This is a genomic window from Paenibacillus sp. MDMC362 (genome assembly GCF_003269305.1).
Taxonomy (GTDB): domain Bacteria; phylum Bacillota; class Bacilli; order Paenibacillales; family Paenibacillaceae; genus Paenibacillus_AQ.
This window is the reverse complement of sequence record NZ_QLYT01000014.1, coordinates 24,662-43,838: the sequence shown is the minus strand read 5'-3', so window position 1 is coordinate 43,838 and position 19,177 is coordinate 24,662. Positions and strand designations below refer to the sequence as shown.

Annotated in this window: 14 protein-coding genes and 1 pseudogene; 10 read left to right on the top strand and 5 right to left on the bottom strand. The window is 49.1% G+C overall.

Features of this window, described 5'->3' with window-relative positions:
* Nucleotides 1-84: 84 nt before the first annotated feature.
* Both DP091_RS05920 and DP091_RS05915 read right to left on the bottom strand, forming a co-directional pair.
* On the bottom strand, nucleotides 85-1,872 hold the full coding sequence (locus DP091_RS05920) for a sensor histidine kinase (protein ID WP_113057478.1): 1,788 nt from the start codon (nucleotides 1,870-1,872) through the stop codon (nucleotides 85-87).
* A complete protein-coding gene (locus tag DP091_RS05915) occupies nucleotides 1,869-3,311 on the bottom strand; it encodes a response regulator transcription factor (protein ID WP_113057477.1) in 1,443 nt (480 codons plus the stop codon). Before DP091_RS05915 ends, DP091_RS05920 begins: the two co-directional genes overlap by 4 nt.
* Before the next feature lie 348 nt (nucleotides 3,312-3,659).
* Between DP091_RS05915 and DP091_RS05905 the strand changes: the two genes are divergently transcribed.
* From DP091_RS05905 to DP091_RS05895, 3 genes are read left to right on the top strand one after another with little or no spacing between them, the layout of a single operon-like run.
* A complete protein-coding gene (locus DP091_RS05905) occupies nucleotides 3,660-4,607 on the top strand; it encodes an ABC transporter permease (RefSeq protein ID WP_113057475.1) in 948 nt (315 codons plus the stop codon).
* Nucleotides 4,608-4,629: 22 nt separating this feature from the next.
* Nucleotides 4,630-5,523, top strand: coding sequence for a carbohydrate ABC transporter permease (locus DP091_RS05900; RefSeq protein ID WP_113057474.1), 894 nt, complete (start codon nucleotides 4,630-4,632; stop codon nucleotides 5,521-5,523).
* A gap of 52 nt (nucleotides 5,524-5,575) precedes the next feature.
* The gene (locus tag DP091_RS05895; RefSeq protein WP_113057473.1) at nucleotides 5,576-7,201 is read left to right on the top strand and encodes an extracellular solute-binding protein; all 1,626 of its coding nucleotides are present in this window, start codon (nucleotides 5,576-5,578) and stop codon (nucleotides 7,199-7,201) included.
* A 319-nt stretch (nucleotides 7,202-7,520) separates the two neighbouring features.
* On the opposite strand, the gene DP091_RS05890 is transcribed toward DP091_RS05895, so the two are convergent.
* The gene (locus tag DP091_RS05890; protein WP_113057472.1) at nucleotides 7,521-8,972 is read right to left on the bottom strand and encodes an arylsulfatase; all 1,452 of its coding nucleotides are present in this window, start codon (nucleotides 8,970-8,972) and stop codon (nucleotides 7,521-7,523) included.
* 609 nt (nucleotides 8,973-9,581) lie between these two features.
* Entirely contained in the window at nucleotides 9,582-10,784 is a 1,203-nt protein-coding gene (locus DP091_RS05885; protein WP_113057471.1) for an ROK family protein, read from the bottom strand.
* Nucleotides 10,785-11,032: 248 nt separating this feature from the next.
* On the opposite strand from DP091_RS05885, the gene DP091_RS05880 reads away from it, so the two are divergent.
* The 3 genes and pseudogenes from DP091_RS05880 to DP091_RS32460 form a co-directional block, all read left to right on the top strand.
* Nucleotides 11,033-11,668, top strand: coding sequence for a chromate transporter (locus tag DP091_RS05880; protein WP_113057470.1), 636 nt, complete (start codon nucleotides 11,033-11,035; stop codon nucleotides 11,666-11,668).
* A 24-nt stretch (nucleotides 11,669-11,692) separates the two neighbouring features.
* Nucleotides 11,693-12,226 (top strand): chromate transporter, encoded by a 534-nt coding sequence (locus tag DP091_RS05875; protein ID WP_113057469.1) that lies wholly within the window; start codon nucleotides 11,693-11,695, stop codon nucleotides 12,224-12,226.
* Nucleotides 12,227-12,263: 37 nt separating this feature from the next.
* Nucleotides 12,264-12,449: pseudogene (locus tag DP091_RS32460) on the top strand (SUMF1/EgtB/PvdO family nonheme iron enzyme); the annotation flags it as partial.
* Nucleotides 12,450-12,789: 340 nt separating this feature from the next.
* Here DP091_RS32460 and DP091_RS05860 read toward each other — a convergent pair.
* On the bottom strand, nucleotides 12,790-13,701 hold the full coding sequence (locus tag DP091_RS05860) for a helix-turn-helix transcriptional regulator (protein WP_113057467.1): 912 nt from the start codon (nucleotides 13,699-13,701) through the stop codon (nucleotides 12,790-12,792).
* Nucleotides 13,702-13,854: 153 nt separating this feature from the next.
* Here DP091_RS05860 and DP091_RS05855 point away from each other — a divergent pair, with 153 nt between their 5' ends.
* From DP091_RS05855 to DP091_RS05840, 4 genes are all read left to right on the top strand, one after another.
* Entirely contained in the window at nucleotides 13,855-14,685 is an 831-nt protein-coding gene (locus tag DP091_RS05855; protein ID WP_113057466.1) for an amidohydrolase family protein, read from the top strand.
* Between the two features lie 89 nt (nucleotides 14,686-14,774).
* Nucleotides 14,775-15,740: an aldo/keto reductase gene (locus DP091_RS05850; RefSeq protein WP_113057465.1), complete on the top strand. Its 966-nt coding sequence runs from the start codon at nucleotides 14,775-14,777 to the stop codon at nucleotides 15,738-15,740.
* A complete protein-coding gene (locus DP091_RS05845) occupies nucleotides 15,740-16,759 on the top strand; it encodes a zinc-binding alcohol dehydrogenase family protein (protein WP_113057464.1) in 1,020 nt (339 codons plus the stop codon). The genes DP091_RS05850 and DP091_RS05845 overlap by 1 nt, the downstream gene beginning before the upstream one ends.
* Before the next feature lie 29 nt (nucleotides 16,760-16,788).
* Complete coding sequence (locus DP091_RS05840) at nucleotides 16,789-19,059, top strand: glycoside hydrolase family 95 protein (RefSeq protein WP_113057463.1); 2,271 nt, start codon at nucleotides 16,789-16,791, stop codon at nucleotides 19,057-19,059.
* The last annotated feature ends 118 nt before the right edge of the window (nucleotides 19,060-19,177 follow it).

Sequence of the window (19,177 nt, the reverse complement as noted above, 5' to 3'; positions counted from 1 at the left end):
AGAGCTATATGCGGCCAGTTCCGGGTGCCGATATGATCGATCTTGCTTTGGTTCGGTATCTAAGGGGCCATGAAAAAGCTCTTATTAGTCTGAAGACTTAGCATTGGGAAGAATGGAAGGAAAGATGAGGGTTACCTCGGTTCCTTTTCCCGTTTCACTCTGAAGGCTTAATCCATAAGCGCTGCCGTATTTGAATTGGATGCGGTGATGAACGTTAGCCACCCCGATATGTCCGTTTAATATCGAGTCCTTGCCCTCAGAATGGAGAAGATGGTTAAGCTGCTCCAGCCGGTCAGATGACATTCCAATCCCATTATCTTTTACCATGACAACAAGATCCCCATTTTCGTTGGTGTGCACATGGATATGTACTGCCCCGCCTTGAGCCAAGGTTTCAAGACCGTGCGTGAGCGCATTTTCCACGATCGGCTGGATGATCATCTTGGGTATGAGGAGGGGCAAAAACTCCTCTGGGCAGACCAATCCATACGTAAAGCGGCCGGAGAACCTTATCTGATAGATGGTGATATACGCGTTTACGATTTGAAGCTCTTCCCCGAGACTGACCTCATCCCCTCCCTTGATGCTGTACCGGAGCATCCGGCTTAAGGCACCCGCCATTTCATACGTTTCTCTGCTGCCCTGCGAAATGGCGATCCCTTTCATCGTATCCAGCGTATTGCTTAGAAAATGCGGATTGATCTGGCTCTGAAGGAAGGCGTACTGCAACCGCTGTTTCTCCAGCTCGGATTGATACAGTTGGGTATCGGATTGAACCAGCTGATTCGTTAAACCATTGATCCGCTGAAGCATCGTGTTGAATTCATTCGAGATCATTTCGATTTCCGCATAACCTTCCAGTCGGACCTTTGAATGCAGCACATTCAAGTTTCCGGTCTTTAATTGTTTCATGAAGGTCATGAGCTTGGACAGCGGCTTTAATAAGTTCATCATTAGAATACTGTACGGAATGGATATAATCAGAAGCATCAACACAACCAGAATGTAGCTCTTCGTTTTTAAAGGCTGGAGACCCTTAGTCAGCAGGCTGATCGGCGTAGCCGTCACAATTTTGCCTCCAATTTCGGGCAGCACATGGGATTGCACGATATAACGGGCGCCGGCATTCGTTTCTACGACCATGTGATCCTGGTCCTTGTTCAACAAGGGGCCGTTGATCAGCTGGATTAGTTGCTCATCCTGGCTGCTGTTGGAGTACACCAGATCGCGGTTGTCAAACAGATAAAAGTTGGTACCGGCCAAGCGGGGGTATTTTTCGATCTCCTTATTTATGGAGCGCACATCGAGCCCGATCATCATAAAGCCGGCGTTGTCCCCGTACGGGATTCTATTGCCTAGGGAGAAAATATTCATGCTGAACAGGAATTTGTCCCGGTCAAGCGTGGGACTGCCCTTTCGGAACCCGGCATAGTGAGCGGCACCGTCTTGCTCCGGTATGTTTTCCGCATCGTAAACATCGGTAATCGTTCCCTTTAACGAGACGACTTTGCGGGTGTTGCTGACGACGGAGATGTCCAATATATCGGGATTGGTATTTTTGATGACGCCCATGACGCTTTCAACCTTCTTGGCAAGCTCGTAAATTGTTAGATCATCGCTTTCCGCTAAGAAATTCTGAACCGTAGCATCATACCCCAGATTGACCATGAGTTCGGAAATCTCAGAGTAGTTGGAGGATATCCGCTGCTTCATGATAGCGATAAGCTCTTTGTTATACTGAGTGTTCTGATCGATAATTAATTCACTAGACTGCTTGTACGCATTTAGTACAATAACAGGGACCATGGCGATAATAATGAGTCCGATCGTCATGACCTGAACTCGGATAGACAGCTTTTTGAAAAACTTCATTTGGAAATACTCTCTCTGTACTGCGTCGGTGTTTGGCTTACGATCCTTTTAAATATACGGGTGAAGTAGAAATAATCGTTAAAGCCGCATTTCTCACCAATTTGCTTGATAGGGAGGTCCTTTTGAGCAAGCAGCTTGCACGCATATTCGATCCGAAGACGGGAGATATACTCGATAAAGTTTTCGCCAACTTCTTTTTTGAATAAGTGACATAAATAATTAGGGCTTAGATAAAATCGCTCGGAAAGACTCTGAATGGAGATTTCGGTTGTAAAGTTGTCATGGATAAACTCCAACATTTTTCTGATCGTTTTATGGGAAACCTCGGTTATGAGTACAGGCTGTTCTTCCGAGAGGTAACCCAGCGTGTGCTCCATCAAGTAGTCAATCATGGCATCCGCATCCCCGTAATGATATGAAAGCTCCTCATAGCCTTCATACACCCGGGCTGAGCTTGATACGCCTTCCCTGTAGAACAAAGTCATTAAGGCAGTGAAGATGAGATAGGCATCCTTTATGCTGAAAACACCGCTGCGAAATTGGAGCCTGGCGTGGTTCATGGCAGCGCTGAATTGGATTCTATCCTTCTGTTCCATTGCTTGCGATAAATTCCTTAGTACCTCTTCAATTCGGGGATTGGTATGTGGAGGAGCATTGAACACACCGGGTTTTCCGGTTGTAAAGATCCCGTACGATGCAAGAGAAGCCGCTTCTAAGGAAGAACTGAGCTCGGACAAGTCGGAGAGGGCATAACCGATCCCGATGCTGCACAATGATTCTTTACTGTTAGTAGAAAACAGGCTGTGAATCAAAGCTTCCGTCTCATTTTCATAGACTAGAAAGCCGAACCGGCGGGGGCTCATTTGAAAGCGGAGATGCTTGATTGTCCCTGAAATAACGGAGAACTTATTGCCATGAACAACAATTACCAGAGGCTGGATTTTATGTTTATCATGTAAGTTCATCTCGCTTCGTGTGATTATCTTCTTAACCAGGACCGTCTCATTGGCGCAGATCGCCTCGTAGAGTTCAGGTGAAGGAGGCAGGACTGATTCTTGCGGACGCGCCGATAGTACATCCGACAGCCGCTTTAACATATTGTGAATTTCCTCAACCTCGAACGGTTTAAGACAATAGCCGAACGTCCCGTAATTTAAGGCTTTCTGGGCGTACGCAAATTCAGCATGGGCGCTGAGCACGACAAATAATGTATTGGGAAATCGTTCTCTGCCTGTTTTGATGAGCTCAAGACCGTTCATCAGCGGCATCTTGATATCCGTAAATACGACATCCGGTCGAAGCTGTTCCATCATGGTAAGCGCGTCCTGACCGTTTTCGGCACTGCCGACGACCTCGAAGCCGTATGATCCCCATTCTACTCCTGCTTTAATGCCTTCCATGATCCATTTTTCGTCATCTACAATAATAGCTTTGTACATATGACCTCCTGTGTAGAACGATGTGCAAGTATGGATGCTGCTGAAAGCGCACTCATTTCTTATGGAAAGAATACACTACTTTTTGATTCGGGTAAACGGGGAAGCGGGCCTTACGATATAGACATTATTACGGATTCCTATGTACAAAACTTAGAATTGGGGAATGCGGATCAGATCATAAATAAGTCCAAACAGAACCCGAATTATGTCTATATGCGCCGAAACGGATGATTAATATAATAAATCACATCAAGTCGATATGGACTGCAGTCTCTATTTGAAACGTGAAAACGTATACATAGAGACGGCACACGATCATGAAAATACGGAATAAGGCGGCGAGAAAGAATGAAATCAGAGAAAAGATTGGAGGCGCACCCCTCTAAAATTGCTTTGTGGAGCACCATTCGTCAATATAAGTATCATTATTTAATGCTGCTTCCCGTCGTGATCTGGTACCTAGTGTTTAGCTATTTGCCGATGTATGGGGTCACACTTGCTTTAAAAACGTTTGATTTCAGCAAGGGGATATTAGGAAGTCCCTGGATCGGGTTCGATCATTTCAAGACGCTTATGCATGACCAGGAATTCTGGAATGCTTTCGAAAACACCGTTATCATCAGCTTGGCTAAGCTGGTCATCCATTTTCCGCTTCCGATCATTTTAGCTATAGTCATGAACGAGTTTTCACGCAGCCGAGCAAGAAAGTTCTTCCAGACACTCTTTACGTTTCCGCATTTCATCTCTTGGGTTGTCCTGGCGGGGATCCTTACCAATATTCTAAGTAATGACGGAGTATATACACAGCTCTTGTCACTGCTAGGTATTGAAACATCATCACCGTTGGTCAATGAAAATGAGTTCCGGCCGATGCTTTACATAACCCATGTATGGAAAGAGATAGGATGGGATTCCATCATTTATATGGCAGCGCTCGCAGGCATCAATCCGGATCTGTATGAAGCTGCTGAAATCGATGGGGCCAGCCGGTTCCAGCGACTACGGTATATCGCTTGGCCAGGTATTAAGAGCACAGTAGCCATCCTGTTTGTACTTACAATTGGCGGGCTGATGAGTCTGGGAGGCAGCTTTGATCAAATCTTCAACCTGTACAGTTCACCGGTATATTCCGTAGCGGATACAATCGATACCTATATATACCGGACCACATTTACAGTCGGTGCTGATTTTGGTTATATGACAGCGGTCGGATTGCTAAAGTCGGTGATCAACCTGGTGCTTTTAGTGCTGGCGAACATGGCTGTGAAAAGAATGGGAGAACAAGGATTGTACTAGCTGAAAGGAGCTGCTAAAGAGGATGGAACCAACGCGAGCTAAAAAGAAAATGAGCACCTTCGATATCGTAACTTATATTGTTCTGGGCATTCTTGCACTAATTACTTTTTATCCTTTCTATAACGTGATCATCATTTCATTTGCTAAGTTTGATGTCATCAGCAAAAGTGATTTATACTGGCTGCCGCAATCCTTTGACTTCTCAGCTTATAAGGTTGTATTGTCGGATACGAAATTCTGGAGCTCCTTCCTGGTTACGATCTTGGTAACCATCGGCGGGGTGATCTTCAGTATGGTCATCTCGGTGGCGGGTGCTTATGCTCTCTCCAAAAAAGGGATGCCGGGAAGGAACGCGGTTCTTACACTCATCTTGTTCACGATGTTTTTTAACGGGGGGCTCATTCCCTTTTACCTGGTGGTAAAGGAAGTAGGCTTGATTAATAACATCCTGGTCATGATCATCCCTGCGGGGATTAATACGATGTACCTGATTATTATGAAGAATTACTTCAGCACGATTCCAGATGGCCTGGAAGAATCAGCCAAGCTGGACGGCGCGAATGATATGTATATTTTGCTCAAAATTATCATCCCGATTTCCATGCCATTTATGGCAACCTTCGGTTTGTTCTATGCGGTGGAAAGGTGGAATGAGTGGTGGCACGCCCTCATCTTTATCAGTGATGCAGACAAGGCCCCGCTGCAGATTTACCTTAGAAATATCTTGATTACGGCCAGCTCTTCGCTAAATAGCATTGCTATGACCATGGCCGAGCAGAAAAATTTGACGAAGGTTTACACCCCGAGTCTCCAGATGGCCAGCATCGTGATTTCCTGTTTGCCGATCATGCTGGTATACCCGTTCCTGCAGAAACACTTCGCCAAGGGCGTCCTTGTCGGATCCATGAAAGAATAATACTTTCATATACAGTCATCCGGTTGTACACATAAAAAAGGGAGGTTTTACAATGCAAAAGCTACGAAAATTCAGCACGCTGACCATCATTCTAGTGCTGATGGCAGGATTGTTGGCTGGATGCGGAACAAAGGATGCTTCAAATCAAGAACCCAACAGCAATGGCGGGACGGGCGCGGCCAGTGATGATCCGTTCAAGGAACATCTCGAAATTTCGGTTGGTTTTTGGGATATCGACACGATTGCTCCCAAGTTTCAAGAGGATAAGATTTTTCAGGATGTTATGAAGAAATTCAACATTACCATCAAGCCTGTAAACGTGACATGGGATGACTATGTACAAAAATATCAGATGTGGGCCGCTTCCGGCCAGCTTCCGGATATTTTTGCAACAGATGCCATCGGAACTCAATATTACAGAAACTGGGTGAATCAGGGGGTCGTTAAGGCGCTTCCTGAGGACCTGTCCGCTTACCCGAACTTGAAAGAGTACTTTGAAACGCCAGATATTAAAGGATTGAGTGAGGACGGGAAATTCTATAACGTTCCGAGACGTATGTTCCCTACGGTTCAGTGGAGCGTACTTGACCGCCCTGTATTGTACAGATGGGATCTTGCCCAGCAAGCGGGTATCACCAAGGAGCCTGAAACCTGGGATGAATTCAAAGCCATGCTGCAAGCGATTGTAGAACAAGATCCGGAAGGCAAAGGGATTACAGGTCTTACATCATCTACGGTTAAAATGCTTGGCGGATTCTTCTGGTTGTACGGTAATGCTGCGGCAACAAGCGACGGCAGCGGAAGCGATTTTAAATGGATCAAGGAAGACGGGAAGTTCATACCGGCTGTATTCAGCAAAAACGCGCTTCCTGCTCTGCAAAACATGAGGGATATGTATGACAACAAACTGGTTGACCCGGATATCGCATTGACCAAACCGGACTCTGCGTATGATAAATTTGTTTCCGGTAAATCAGCAGCACTGCTGATGGGTGGAGGATTTAAAGGCATTGATCAGAACGTTTATGAGAAGCGTTGGAAAACAGTGTATCCAGACGCAGAATTCACGGAAAACGTAAAAATATTGAAGCCGCTAATAGGTCCGGACGGCGAACGCTATCATCCAGTATTTAAGACTTATTGGTCTGAAAGCTACTTTAACGCCAAGATGGATGATAAGAAGCTTGACCGTATTATGAGACTGTACGATTATATTCTTTCCGAAGAAGGCAGCACATTGCTGACTTATGGCATTGAAGGTGAAGATTACAAAATTGAAGGGGACAAGAAGGTTCCTCTCCACGAAGAGAGCCTGATGTTGAAGTATCCAGCTATTAACACACTGTTAAACCTGGTTACTTACAACACTTCGGATACTTATGCAATGGATAATCCAACGATTACTAACAAAAAGGTCAGACAGGAAGCGGTTGACTTCATTGATTGGAGTATTAAAAACTCCAAACTGCCGGATTATGATATCCGCCTGACTTACCTGTCCACACCGACCAAGGATAAATTCAGTGTGCTGGATCATGATGATTTGCTGAAGGTCATGCTGAGCAAAGAGCCGGTAGAGCAGGCTTGGAATAATATTTTGAATAACTACAAATCCAAGGGACTCGATCAGATGATTGAAGAGGTCAACGCCAAAGCGAAAGAGTCCGGCATTGAATAACAAAAGGCAATAGCAGCAGGTAGTACCGCAAAAAGCGTCTCTTTTATTAAAGGAAATGTCCAGTGACTTGGAACAAATTCTAATAAATAGGGGCTCTTTTGCGTTATCTGGTTTCTAGATCATGAATCGAGACGGGAGTGAGGAGAAACAAATTTTAACGGTAACGGTACAGATGTATCACAGCGGGAGTTTGAAGCGGCAAAACCATTGAACCCGGGAGAGATCAGCGGTGTTATTCCGATTCAGGGCGGATTTGCCTTGCTGCACAGGAAAAAACCAGGGCAGGCCCGTTCGGGTCTGTCCTGGTTCCTTGTGTTCATTATAGAATATGGCTCAGGCAAGCTACCGTTTTTCTTCCTATCATCAATTTACCGTCCTGTACAAATCCTTCTTCTCGATCTTCCAGCTCCTGAATGAGTCTCGCCCTCCATTCATGAAGTCTCGGTTCTTGATCCGTATTGGCTGCTAAATTCACTGTTTCATGCGGGTCCGCCGTCAGGTCGAACAGCTGCTCCTCCCCCGTCTGGGAGTACCATATGTATTTCGTTGACCCGTCTGTAACCCAATGGTTGGATTGTTCGCCGAATGCCTGCTCTCCATGAATGTAGGAGCGCCAAGCCGTGTCTCTACCTGTACACAGCGGCAGCAGGCTCTGTCCTTCGACGGATGGTGGGATTTCCGCACCCGCTGCATCAAGGAAGGTTGGCATAATGTCCCGGAGCTCTATCACTTCTTGTACCCGGCTGCCCTTTGAGAAGCCGTATCTGCCTGAAGGGTCGTTAACAATAAACGGAATTCTGGTGCTGCCTTCATAAGCAAGGGACTTGCGGAAATAATGATGGTCCCCTAATAACTCCCCATGATCTGAGGTGAATAGGATAATTGTATTTTGGTAGATTCCGTATTCCTTCACAGCATTGAGCAATCTGCCGATCTGATCGTCAATGTGGGTGAGCAAAGCGTAGTAGGCGGCCTGGGCCCGATGGAGACGACGTTCCGGTATTTTACCGCGATTCGTTGTTGGATCAAAGCTTCCCGCTTCGGCTTTAACTTGATCCACCCAGTCACCGATAGGGGGATCTGGCATTTCCAAATCTTTGTACATGTCAAAATACGCCTGCGGCGGGTCCAGCGGAGAATGCGGGCGAACAAAGGATGTCCACAAAAAGAAAGGCTTATCGGGATCACGCCGTCTCAGAAAGTCGATAGATTGTTCGACGGCCCAGTTGGTGGGATGAAGGCGCTCAGGCAGATGCCAAGGCCGTGCTACCGTGGAGGCATTACAGTCGAGCCCCAAGTCCAGCAGATCATGTTCTGCGCCTGCTGTTTGCCGCAGCCATACCAGGTAGTCGTCAGCCTGATCAAAATGAGAGCCGTAAGGAGTATGTCGATCTCGATTGTGGTGCAGGTATCCGTCATGCAGTACAACATTATGGAAGCCGCACAGATTACGTGCGGGGTACACGTGCATTTTGCCTACACATTGGGTGTGGTAGCCGGCCTTAGCCAGTTCCCCCGGCAGCATATGCTCGTAACGCCATGGCACTTTATCCTGATATCCTACTCGGCCATGAGAACGCTGGCTCATACCTGTGAAAATGGCAGCTCTTGCCGGGATGCATGTCGGTGTTGCCGAGTAAGCGCGATCAAAGAGCACACCGGTTTGGGCCAAATGATCCAAGTTCGGTGTCTCTACAATCGGGTGACCGAGAAGGCTCAGGCAATCTGCTCTCATCTGATCGACTGTAATTAGCAAAATATTGGGTTTCACTTCATGCCTCCAAACTATGACTTTTTACTTCATTCTATCAAAGTTCAGGATTTGATTATACAATCGATTGTTCATTCGGCTGATTTCGTCACACGTGATTTCATAGTAACTGACGTTGTTACAAGAACATCTTTGATGTACGCCTTCCCGTGCATCACTCTTTACGGGCCGATACCTCATGTTCATGGAGCATGGAATATAGGAGTATCACTGAATGAGGATGAAATAACGCTCTGTGACCATCTGAAGCAGTCTGGTTACCGTACGGTTGGGGTTGGTAAAATGCATTTTCGATCCTCGATGCAAATGGGATGGAGGAAGAATGACTGGTTGTGTTTACGAGCGATCACGGCGAGCTGCCGAGTGTCCATGTTCCATGCTGACTAGGTACATTCAATAATGAAGGCGCGGCTTGGTGTCGACGGAGGATTTGGACGATAGGCCCGGTCGAAAGATTGTACCCACATGTGCCAGACGACCAAGATTCAGCGCCCCCATGAACAGATGTTAAACATGCCGATCGTATTTCAGTGTTGCAGTCGCTTCGTAACGGGACTTGCGGTTTCTATATAATCTATCCAACACTTTCAAGCCGAAATAGTGCCTAAGTTAAAGCTCTATTGTTTTCCACACATTCAAGGCTGCCCCGGTAACGACGGCGGCCTCTTTGAGCTGGCCTTTCGAGAACTGAGGTTTATATTTCGAAGAGTAATGCACGTGTTTAAGAGCTATTTTAGTCGATTCTTCGAAATACATTTGGTTTGATGTAATGAGCGAACCGCCAAGGATGACCATCTCAGGATGCAAGGTGTTGATTAGGTTGGCCAAGCCGATACCAAAATAGGCTGCGGAGCGGCTGAACATCTCTCTCACGGATGGATCGCCTGCCTTTAATGCCTGAAGCAGTGTATCGTAACGAAGCTGCTCGGGCGGAATCTCCAACTGTTGGTCATGGTTTAAGAAAACGCCCATTTTTGCAAGAGACCTTGCTTCCTTTTCTAAAGCTTCAATGGATGCATATGCCTCAAGAGCACCATAATTGCCCGAAGCATTCAATCGGGGACCGTCGCACTGAATAATCATTTGCCCAATGGAACCCTCCATATCGACCGTTCCATGCACGATCCGCCCGTGAGACATTATGGCTGAACGCAGGCTTACTCCCGCATGGACGTACAAGGCATGTTGGATACTTTGATCACGCAGGGCCCATTGTTCGCCCATTAGGGCCGCATTTGTTCCATTTTCCAGCAACGTCAACCAGCCGGTTTCGCGGTGGAACAGTTCACAGATCGGAATGTCATGCCAGCCCTTCGCCGGAAAATACAACGGGTCCAGAACGGTTCCCGTATTCCGGTCTAAGGGACCGACGGATCCGATCCCGACCCCCAGGATCTTGTCCTGAGGAATGGCATGGTCCCTCAAGAAATTTCGCATTTGTCCTACGGTGTACTCCAGAAAGCGCTCGGGAGTCATCGCCTCGTCCATCCGCCAGTGGACAACAGACCGCGGATTCAAATGCATATCGAACAAGCCGAGAGAGGAGTGAATCCTGGAAATCTCCAGTCCGAAGATGTAACCATAATCGGCAAGGGTTCGGTATAGAATTGGCCGTCTCCCGCCCCGAGAAGGTCCAAACTCCGCGGCCTCAATCAGCTTTTCCTCGATCATTTCATCAAGGAGACGGGTGAGGGTGCTGCTGGTTAGGTTGGTTTGAGCGAGCAAATCAGCCTTGGCAGCCGTATCCTTCTCTGCAATCCGTGTATAAACCAGTTTTTTAGGCCCCATTATGTATTGTTCATCGATTAACATATGCTGCTCCTTCAATTCATCCCTTAGTTAATCTGATTATAGCGGACAATATGCTTAAATACCACGGGGCTAACTTTTTGCCAAAAAGGAATAAATATATTGCATTTATCCTCGGATTTTTCGTTAATAACAAAAAAATACCCTGTCCACAACCAAGTTTATAAAATATTTAGATGATAATAAGCAAACTTTATACCAAAATGAAATAAAGATGATACAATGAGATGGGTGAAAGGAGATGGGAAGACATGTTATGGTCACGTGAAAAGTTATCCCTCGTACTACAGTTGTTTGCTGTTTTTTTTCGGATCGGTCCTTCAACCTTTGGCGGGGGATATGCAATGATACCGGTAATTGAAAAAGAATTTTTACGAAAACGAAAGTGGTTTGACGAATTAGAAATGACGGATATGATTTCCCTGGCGGGTACGGGACCCGGAGGCGTTGGTGTAAACTTGGCAGCCTTTATAGGATACAGAAATGCAGGAATGGCCGGGGCGGTAGCAGCCGTCGCCGGCATAACGCTGCCGACGTTTTTAATCGTGCTTTCACTCAGCTTGGGGTATTTGTTTCTTCACGATATGCCTAAGGTGGAAGCAGCATTAAAAGGTATTCACGGCGCAGTTATCGCCCTGATCCTTATGGCAGCTTACCGGATCGCCAAACAAGCCGTATTTGACAGTTCAACGGCCGTTATGGTTATTGTGACCATTGTCCTGCTTCTATCTGCACAGTTCAGTCCGATGTATATGATTGCGTTCGGTCTGCTCGCCGGGATTATCGTCATCCAGGGAAAGAAATGGTTCGGTTTAGATATCCACACCGAAAAAGAAAAGAAAAGCCACAGCAATCAGGATCCTGTACAGCCTGAATATTTCATTTAAACAGCATAAGAAAGAAGGATAACTATGCTCTGGGAGTTATTGTTTACGTTTTTGATAATCGGACTAGTATCGTTCGGCGGAGGATATGCCGTAATTCCGCTGATTCAATATGAGGTTACCGAGAAGGGATGGCTAACAACGGAACAGCTGCAAGAAGCCATTACGCTTGCAGGCATGGCTCCGGGGCCGATTGCCACGAATACAGCGACACTGATCGGATATCAGACCAAGGGAACGCTTGGCGCCATTTTCTCTACGCTTGGCATGGTGCTGCCTTCGTTGGTTATCATTATCGCCTTAGCTGCATTTTTTTATCGCGTGCAGCATAACCGATGGGTGAAGTCCTCCTTCTATGGTCTAAGACCGATCATTGCGGGACTAATCTTTTATGCGGCTATCCATTTCGGCTTTATGGGGCAGCATCAGATGGGTTTCTCATGGTTTACCATAGGGACACTGGTGATCTGCGGTGCCAGTCTCTTTTTGCTGTTTAAGTATAAGCTTCATCCGCTCCTGCTTATTCTTGTCGGCGCGGCTGCAGGTATCGTATTATTTTAACTAGATAAAGAGATTGTCAGATTATACAGGTTTAGCGGCCTATCACCGGCTGACAGCCGCCCGCAACCCGAATACCTGAAGCCGACGGGAAAACGTTCGATGCGTGGCGGATTATACTTGCGTCACCGATCGTATTGCAACCGTTACCGCGTAGACGCACGAGCTCCAATACGCGGATAGTTCGTCAGGAAACTGTGGATTTCGTGTAGCACGTTCTTTGTAAGTCAGATGATGACAATAAAAGCACTCCTTAAGTGCCCCTTTTCAACATAAACGGTTAACAAAATCCTCTTCCTCATGAACCTTTACGTCCAAGTTAAACAGATAGTGCACGCCACCCTCTTTAGAAATGACACTGAAAGGGATGTTGGGGCGGTGAATTAACACATCTCCGGTTTGGGCTGCGTATTCCTTGCCTTCCGAGCTCGTGATTAGATTGCCTTGTTTCATATAGGAGACAGTGTAGCACGACTGGGTGTAATCTAGTACAACCCTGGATTGATACCGGACCTTTTTTACATCGAATATTGTGATTCCAATATGATTGTTAGTAGTAGCGGAACTCACCAGATACCGTCGCTCCTCTCAGGCAAACGTCTTCGCGGCTTGACAGCCTGGCTTCGGTTTCTGTACTGGCCGGGCGTCTCTCCCGTTAACGATTTGAATACTCTGTAAAAATGAGCAGGTGTCTCATATCCGCATTTCTCTGCGATCACATTCACATTCTCGTCGGAAAACGATAGAAGTTCCTTGGCTTTAATGATTCGTTTGGTGTTGACATAGCCTATAACGTTCAGTGAAGTTAACTGCCGGAACACTCTGGAGAAATGAGAAGGCGATACGCAGGCTTCCCTTGCAAGGTCAGTCAGATGAATCTCTCGCTCGGGATGCTCGTCAATCCGCTTTAGAGCCCGCAGTATCCAGGAGGGGCCAATCCGCGGGCTTTCGTGCTGGGTTATTTCATCGGTAAGGAGATGACGATTAATTTGCAGAAGTAACTGGCCGATCGTCAGCAGCACGGCTTCACGGTATCCCGTTTCCTGGTTCGCGAACTCGTCCGCGATTTGCTTGATTGCCATTTCGGCAGCGATTCGCAGTGATCCCGCCAGTCCAATCTTGAACTGCTTTTTTTTGCGGGCGATTTCATAGCATTGAAGCGGAAAGTATCCGTCGCCGAGCGAAGGCCCGGCAATGAGAGACGGTGCAAAGAATATCGCCGATGAGACGATTGGGTCTTCTAGGTCCGGTAGAGAATGATGGATCGTGTTGCCGGGGATGACGAACAGATCGCCGGCGCTTTTTTGGTACCAGCAATTGTCGATGAAAAATATCCCTTGGCCACTGTGCACATAAACGAGTTCATAATGATCATGCAGATGATCGGGGAGTTCATTGTCCGGGTACTTTATTGTCTTATACACAATTTCAAACGGAAACAGCGGATCTCCTGCAAATGATTTACGGTAGGGCTGCATGGATGGAGACCTCCTTTTCGGCTGCTTGTTCATATCAAAAAAGGATATAAAAATGCCTGTTCTAGACATTACAATATCATAAAACGGAATATACAATAAGGGTATTCAAGCTTAGATACCAATGAAATGGTGATAACGAGGTGGTTGTTTAACATGAGAATCGATGCCCATCAGCACTACTGGTCTATCGCACGCGGGGATTACGGATGGATTACGCCGGAGATTCCGAAGCTTTACCGCGATTTTTTGCCAGCCGATCTGGAGCCGCATTTACGCGTCCATGGGCTGGATGGTACGATCCTGGTTCAAGCCGCCCCGACTGTCTCGGAAACAGACTTTATTCTGAGGCTGGCTGAACAGACGCCTTCCATACTTGGCGTCGTAGGCTGGCTCGATCTGTTCGACCCGAACCATCGACTGCATTACGAGAGATTCAGCCGCCACCCGAAATTTGCAGGCTTTCGTATCATGATCCAGGACATGCCCGACGCAGCGCGAATTTTGGAGCCGGCATTTGTGAAAGCGCTTAAAGGCTACGCCGGGGATGATGTTCCGATCGATCTGTTGATCGTATCCGGACAACTCCCCCCCGTACTGGAGCTGCTGAGGCAGGTTCCAGACCTGAGGGGCGTCATGGATCATATCGGAAAGCCGTCGATCCGAAGCGATGAATGGGAGCCATGGGCAGAGGCGATGAGCCAGGCTGCTGCGTTTCCAGGCATCCACTGCAAAATTTCGGGGATGGTGACGGAAGCCCATCATGAAAGCTGGAATTACGAAGAGTTCGCTCCCTATGTCCAGCACATTCTGGAGACATTCGGCCCAGACAGAGTCATGTTTGGCAGCGATTGGCCAGTCTGCCTGCTTGCTGCCGGGTATGACGAGGTTATAGAGATTGTTCGGCGGGCTCTACCGAAGTCTTGGGGAGAAGAGGAACAGTCGCGTTTGTTCGGAGTCAATGCAAAAGAGTTCTACAAGCGATGAACGATCTGAACCTCAGCTCGCAATGCTGGTAATCGGTCAAAAAGTCTGGAAAAAGAATGGCCAATATGCATGGATGGAGGGAAACCAAAATGAAGTTTCGAAAATGGGGTCGCATGGGACTCGAGGTGTCGGTCCTCAGCTTCGGCGCCTCTTCGCTAGGATCGGTGTTCCGGGAAACGTCAGACCGCGAGAGCATTAAAACGGTGCATGCTGCCCTTGACGCAGGCATCAACTATATTGATGTTTCGCCTTACTATGGATTGACCAAGGCGGAGTCCGTACTCGGCCAGGCGATCAAGGAGCTTCCGCGGGATCGTTTCCTGCTATCGAGCAAAGCAGGACGATACGGTGAGAATACATTTGATTTTTCTGCGAAACGAATTTTTGACAGCGTTGAAGAAAGCCTGAGCCGACTGAACACGGATTATCTCGATATTCTTTTTTTGCATGATATTGAATTCGTGCCGTCCGGCATCATTCTAGAGGAAGCCGTACCTGCACTGCACAAGCTGAAGGAGCAGGGGAAGATCCGTTTTGCAGGCGTCAGCGGTCTTCCGCTGAAACTATTCGAGCAGATGCTTCCGCAGATTGAAGTGGATGCGATCCTGTCATATTGCCACTATTCTCTCAACGATACCTCATTGCTTAATCTGCTTCCGCTGTTAGAGGAGTACAGCGTCGGCCTGGTCAATGCTTCACCGCTATCCATGGGACTGCTGAGCACCCGAGAAACCGCCGACTGGCACCCGGCCGATCCCGAGCTCAAAGCTGCCTGCAGGAAGGCGGCCGAATACTGTGCTACCCGCGGATACGATATCGCCCAGTTGGCCGTGCAGTTCTCGACCGCTAACGAACGCATCCCGACGACGCTGGTGAGCACGGCCAATCCGGAGAACATCGTCAAGAACGCAAGGTGGGTCGAAGAGCCGATGGACCAGGAGCTGCTGGGTGAAGTGTCGGACATTCTCGCTCCGGTCCATAATCGGACCTGGACGAGCGGACTGCCTGAGTATAATGGCAGTCCACGGACGGCAGCGAAAGAGGGGCGGGCGTAATGAAGGGGGTTGTCTGCTCAGAAGCCGGAAGGCTGGTTTATCGAGAGGATTTACCCGAGCCAGTCAGGGGCGAAGGAGAGGCGATCGTCGCGATTCGGCGCATCGGCATCTGTGGCACGGACCTGCACGCATACCAGGGAAACCAGCCTTATTTTACTTACCCTCGCATCCTCGGGCATGAGCTCTCCGGGGTGATCGAAGAGATTGGTGATAATCCGGAAGGGCTAAGAGTAGGCGATCAGGTTAGTATGATTCCGTACCTGCACTGCGGCAATTGCGGCGCCTGCCTAAGCGGGAAAACGAACTGCTGCCGCAGCATGCGCGTGCTGGGCGTGCACCTGGATGGCGGCATGCGCGAGCGGATTTCTGTTCCCGTCTCCCATCTATTCCGGATGGAAGGGCTGTCACTGGATCAGGCGGCTCTACTCGAGCCTCTGGCGATCGGCGCGCATGCCCTCAACCGATCGGGACTACATCCCGGCGTGCGTGCCCTCGTAATTGGAGCCGGGCCAATCGGACTTGGCGTCATGGCGATGGCGGCAGCTTCCGGTTCCGAGGTGGCCGCGATGGACGTGAATGCAGACCGTCTTGCCTTCGCCAAATCCTGGGCCAAATCAGTACATGCCGTTCTTGCGACGGAAAGTCCGAAGGATCGCCTTCTCGAATGGAACGATGGAGAACTGCCGTCCGTTGTCATCGACGCGACAGGTAACCTGCGTTCGATGACGGATGCATTCGGGCTGGTCGGTCACGGCGGCTCGCTTGTTTACGTCGGACTCGTGAATGGCGACATTACGTTTAACGATCCTGATTTTCACGCGCGGGAACTAACGCTCCTGAGCAGTCGTAACGCTACACGGGAAGATTTCAGACGTGTGGCTGACGCGGTGACGAGCTCAAAAGTCGATCTAAACGCCTATATTACGCACCGTTGTACGCTCGATCGGATGACAGAGCAGTTCGACGCCTGGCTGAAGCCGGAATCCTGCGTGGTCAAAGCCATTGTAGAGATCAACTAAAACCAGTTTTTAGAGGAGGAGAGATAAGAATGGACAACCGGTTACAGGAGCACCGCTTGTGGTATTCAAAGCCCGCGAAGGAATGGAACGAAGCGCTGCCGGTAGGCAATGGACGGCTGGGGGCGATGGTCTTCGGGGGAGTTTCGGCGGAGCGTTTACAGCTCAACGAGGACTCCCTATGGTACGGAGGCCCACGAGACCGGAACAATCCGGACGCGCTACCCAATTTGACGGAGCTGCGGAAACTGATCCTGGAGGGGCGTCTGAAGGAAGCGGAGGAGCTGGCCTCGCTAGCCCTTCCCGGACTTCCGGAAACGCAGCGCCACTACCTTCCGCTAGGCGATCTTCTCCTGATGTTTAAGGGTCAGGATGAGCCCTGCACGGAGTACAGCCGGGAGCTGGATCTTGAACGCGGAACAGCCACGGTGCGTTACCGGATCGGAGATATCCTGTATACACGTGAAGTTTTGTCTAGCTATCCCGATCAAGCGCTGGTCATCCGACTATCAGCCGATAAAATCGGCGCGGTTTCGTTCAAGGCTCGTTTTAATCGCGGTCGATGGAGGTACCTGGAGAAGACCGAGAAATGGGGCGAAGACGGACTGGTCATGACCGGACATAGCGGCGGGGAGGGCGGAAGCACCTTCTGCGCCGCTTTGAAGGCGGTCAATGAAGGAGGGACCGCCCAGACGATCGGTGAGCATCTTGTAATCGAGAACGCCGATTCCGTAACATTGTTCCTTGCTGCGGCAACGACCTTCCGCCAAACGGACCCCTCCGCACACTGCAGATCGCATCTGAATGGCCTGCTGAATCAACCTTACTCAGAGCTGCTGGAGCGGCATCTTGCCGATTATCAGTCACTTTATAGCCGTACGAGTCTGTCGCTGCCGGGAAGTGCCGAGCTGGCCGGTTTGCCTACCGACGAGCGGCTGGATCGCGTAAAGCGGGGCGAAACGGATCATGGCCTGATCGCCCTGTATTTTCATTTCGGCCGGTATCTGCTTATTGCGTCCAGCCGTCCCGGTTCACTACCAGCGAACCTGCAGGGCATCTGGAACGACAGTTTCACGCCGCCGTGGGACAGTAAATTTACGATCAATATCAACACGCAGATGAACTACTGGCCAGCTGAGCTTTGCAACCTGGCGGAATGTCACGAGCCGCTGTTCGATCTCATCGAACGCATGCGGGAGCCGGGCAGGGTAACCGCACAAGCGATGTACGGGTGCCGCGGTTTTACGGCCCATCACAACACCGATATCTGGGCGGATACGGCGCCGCAGGATACGTACTTGCCGGCTTCATTCTGGCCAATGGGTGCGGCCTGGCTCTGTCTGCATGTATGGGAGCATTACCGATTCGGGCGAGATCTCACTTTCCTTGATAGAGCATACGAAACAATGAAGGAGGCTGCACTCTTTCTGCTCGATTATCTGATCGAAGACGAGCAGGGAGAGCTCATAACTTGCCCATCCGTCTCGCCCGAAAATCGATATATTCTTTCAAGTGGGGAAGCCGGTGTGTTATGTGCGGGCGCGTCCATGGATTTTCAGATTATTGGCGCGCTGTTCGGCGCCTGCATCGAGGGCGCGAAGCTGCTTGGGAAGGATGAGACTTTCAAGGGCGAACTGGAGACTGCCCTGAAACGGCTGCCGCAGCCGAAGATCGGCAAGTACGGACAGATCCAGGAGTGGATGGAGGATTACGAAGAGGAGGAGCCGGGTCATCGCCATATTTCCCATCTGTTCGCCCTGTATCCTGGCGATGCGTTCACGACCGAGCGCACGCCTAATCTAGCCGCTGCCGCGCGGACCACACTGAAGCGCAGACTGTCTTCCGGTGGGGGTCATACCGGCTGGAGTCGGGCCTGGATCATCAATTTCTGGGCCAGGCTCCAGGATGGGATGCTCGCATACGACAACGTGATGGCACTGCTGCAACATTCTACGATGGCCAACCTGTTTGACAATCATCCTCCGTTCCAGATTGACGGAAACTTCGGCGGAACTGCCGGTATCGCGGAAATGCTGTTGCAAAGCCATGCCGGCATCATTCGGTTGCTGCCAGCGATTCCGGACGCATGGAGCAAAGGCGAGGTTAATGGTCTTCGCGCACGTGGCGGATTCACGTTCAGCTTCAAGTGGGCAGAATCGAAGATTTCAGAAGTCGTCGTAGAATGTACTGTGTCTGGACCATGCGAGTTCGAGGCTCCCGGCTTCGCTCCCGTCTCCTTTATCGCAGAGGCGGGTAAGAGGTATACGTTCGAAGGAAATGTAGTGATAAATCACAAACAATGAACATATCGATAGGGACTCCTTTTTCATGGTAGACGGTGGCAGAAAGTAAATGAAGAAATTGCTATCGGAAGATTGAGGTCAGCGTTTCGATCCTCCAAGGCTCCATAATAAGAAAACC

What these genes read in the sequence shown, in the direction of transcription:
- DP091_RS05850 (WP_113057465.1), top strand. Translation starts at nt 14,775, where the DNA reads ATGAAGTTTCGAAAATGGGGTCGCATGGGACTCGAGGTGTCGGTCCTC.
- DP091_RS05900 (WP_113057474.1), top strand. Translation starts at nt 4,630, where the DNA reads ATGGAACCAACGCGAGCTAAAAAGAAAATGAGCACCTTCGATATCGTA.
- DP091_RS05895 (WP_113057473.1), top strand. Translation starts at nt 5,576, where the DNA reads ATGCAAAAGCTACGAAAATTCAGCACGCTGACCATCATTCTAGTGCTG.
- DP091_RS05905 (WP_113057475.1), top strand. Translation starts at nt 3,660, where the DNA reads ATGAAATCAGAGAAAAGATTGGAGGCGCACCCCTCTAAAATTGCTTTG.
- DP091_RS05920 (WP_113057478.1), bottom strand. Translation starts at nt 1,872, where the DNA reads ATGAAGTTTTTCAAAAAGCTGTCTATCCGAGTTCAGGTCATGACGATC.
- DP091_RS05885 (WP_113057471.1), bottom strand. Translation starts at nt 10,784, where the DNA reads ATGTTAATCGATGAACAATACATAATGGGGCCTAAAAAACTGGTTTAT.
- DP091_RS05860 (WP_113057467.1), bottom strand. Translation starts at nt 13,701, where the DNA reads ATGCAGCCCTACCGTAAATCATTTGCAGGAGATCCGCTGTTTCCGTTT.
- DP091_RS05855 (WP_113057466.1), top strand. Translation starts at nt 13,855, where the DNA reads ATGAGAATCGATGCCCATCAGCACTACTGGTCTATCGCACGCGGGGAT.
- DP091_RS05840 (WP_113057463.1), top strand. Translation starts at nt 16,789, where the DNA reads ATGGACAACCGGTTACAGGAGCACCGCTTGTGGTATTCAAAGCCCGCG.
- DP091_RS05845 (WP_113057464.1), top strand. Translation starts at nt 15,740, where the DNA reads ATGAAGGGGGTTGTCTGCTCAGAAGCCGGAAGGCTGGTTTATCGAGAG.
- DP091_RS05875 (WP_113057469.1), top strand. Translation starts at nt 11,693, where the DNA reads ATGCTCTGGGAGTTATTGTTTACGTTTTTGATAATCGGACTAGTATCG.
- DP091_RS05915 (WP_113057477.1), bottom strand. Translation starts at nt 3,311, where the DNA reads ATGTACAAAGCTATTATTGTAGATGACGAAAAATGGATCATGGAAGGC.
- DP091_RS05880 (WP_113057470.1), top strand. Translation starts at nt 11,033, where the DNA reads ATGTTATGGTCACGTGAAAAGTTATCCCTCGTACTACAGTTGTTTGCT.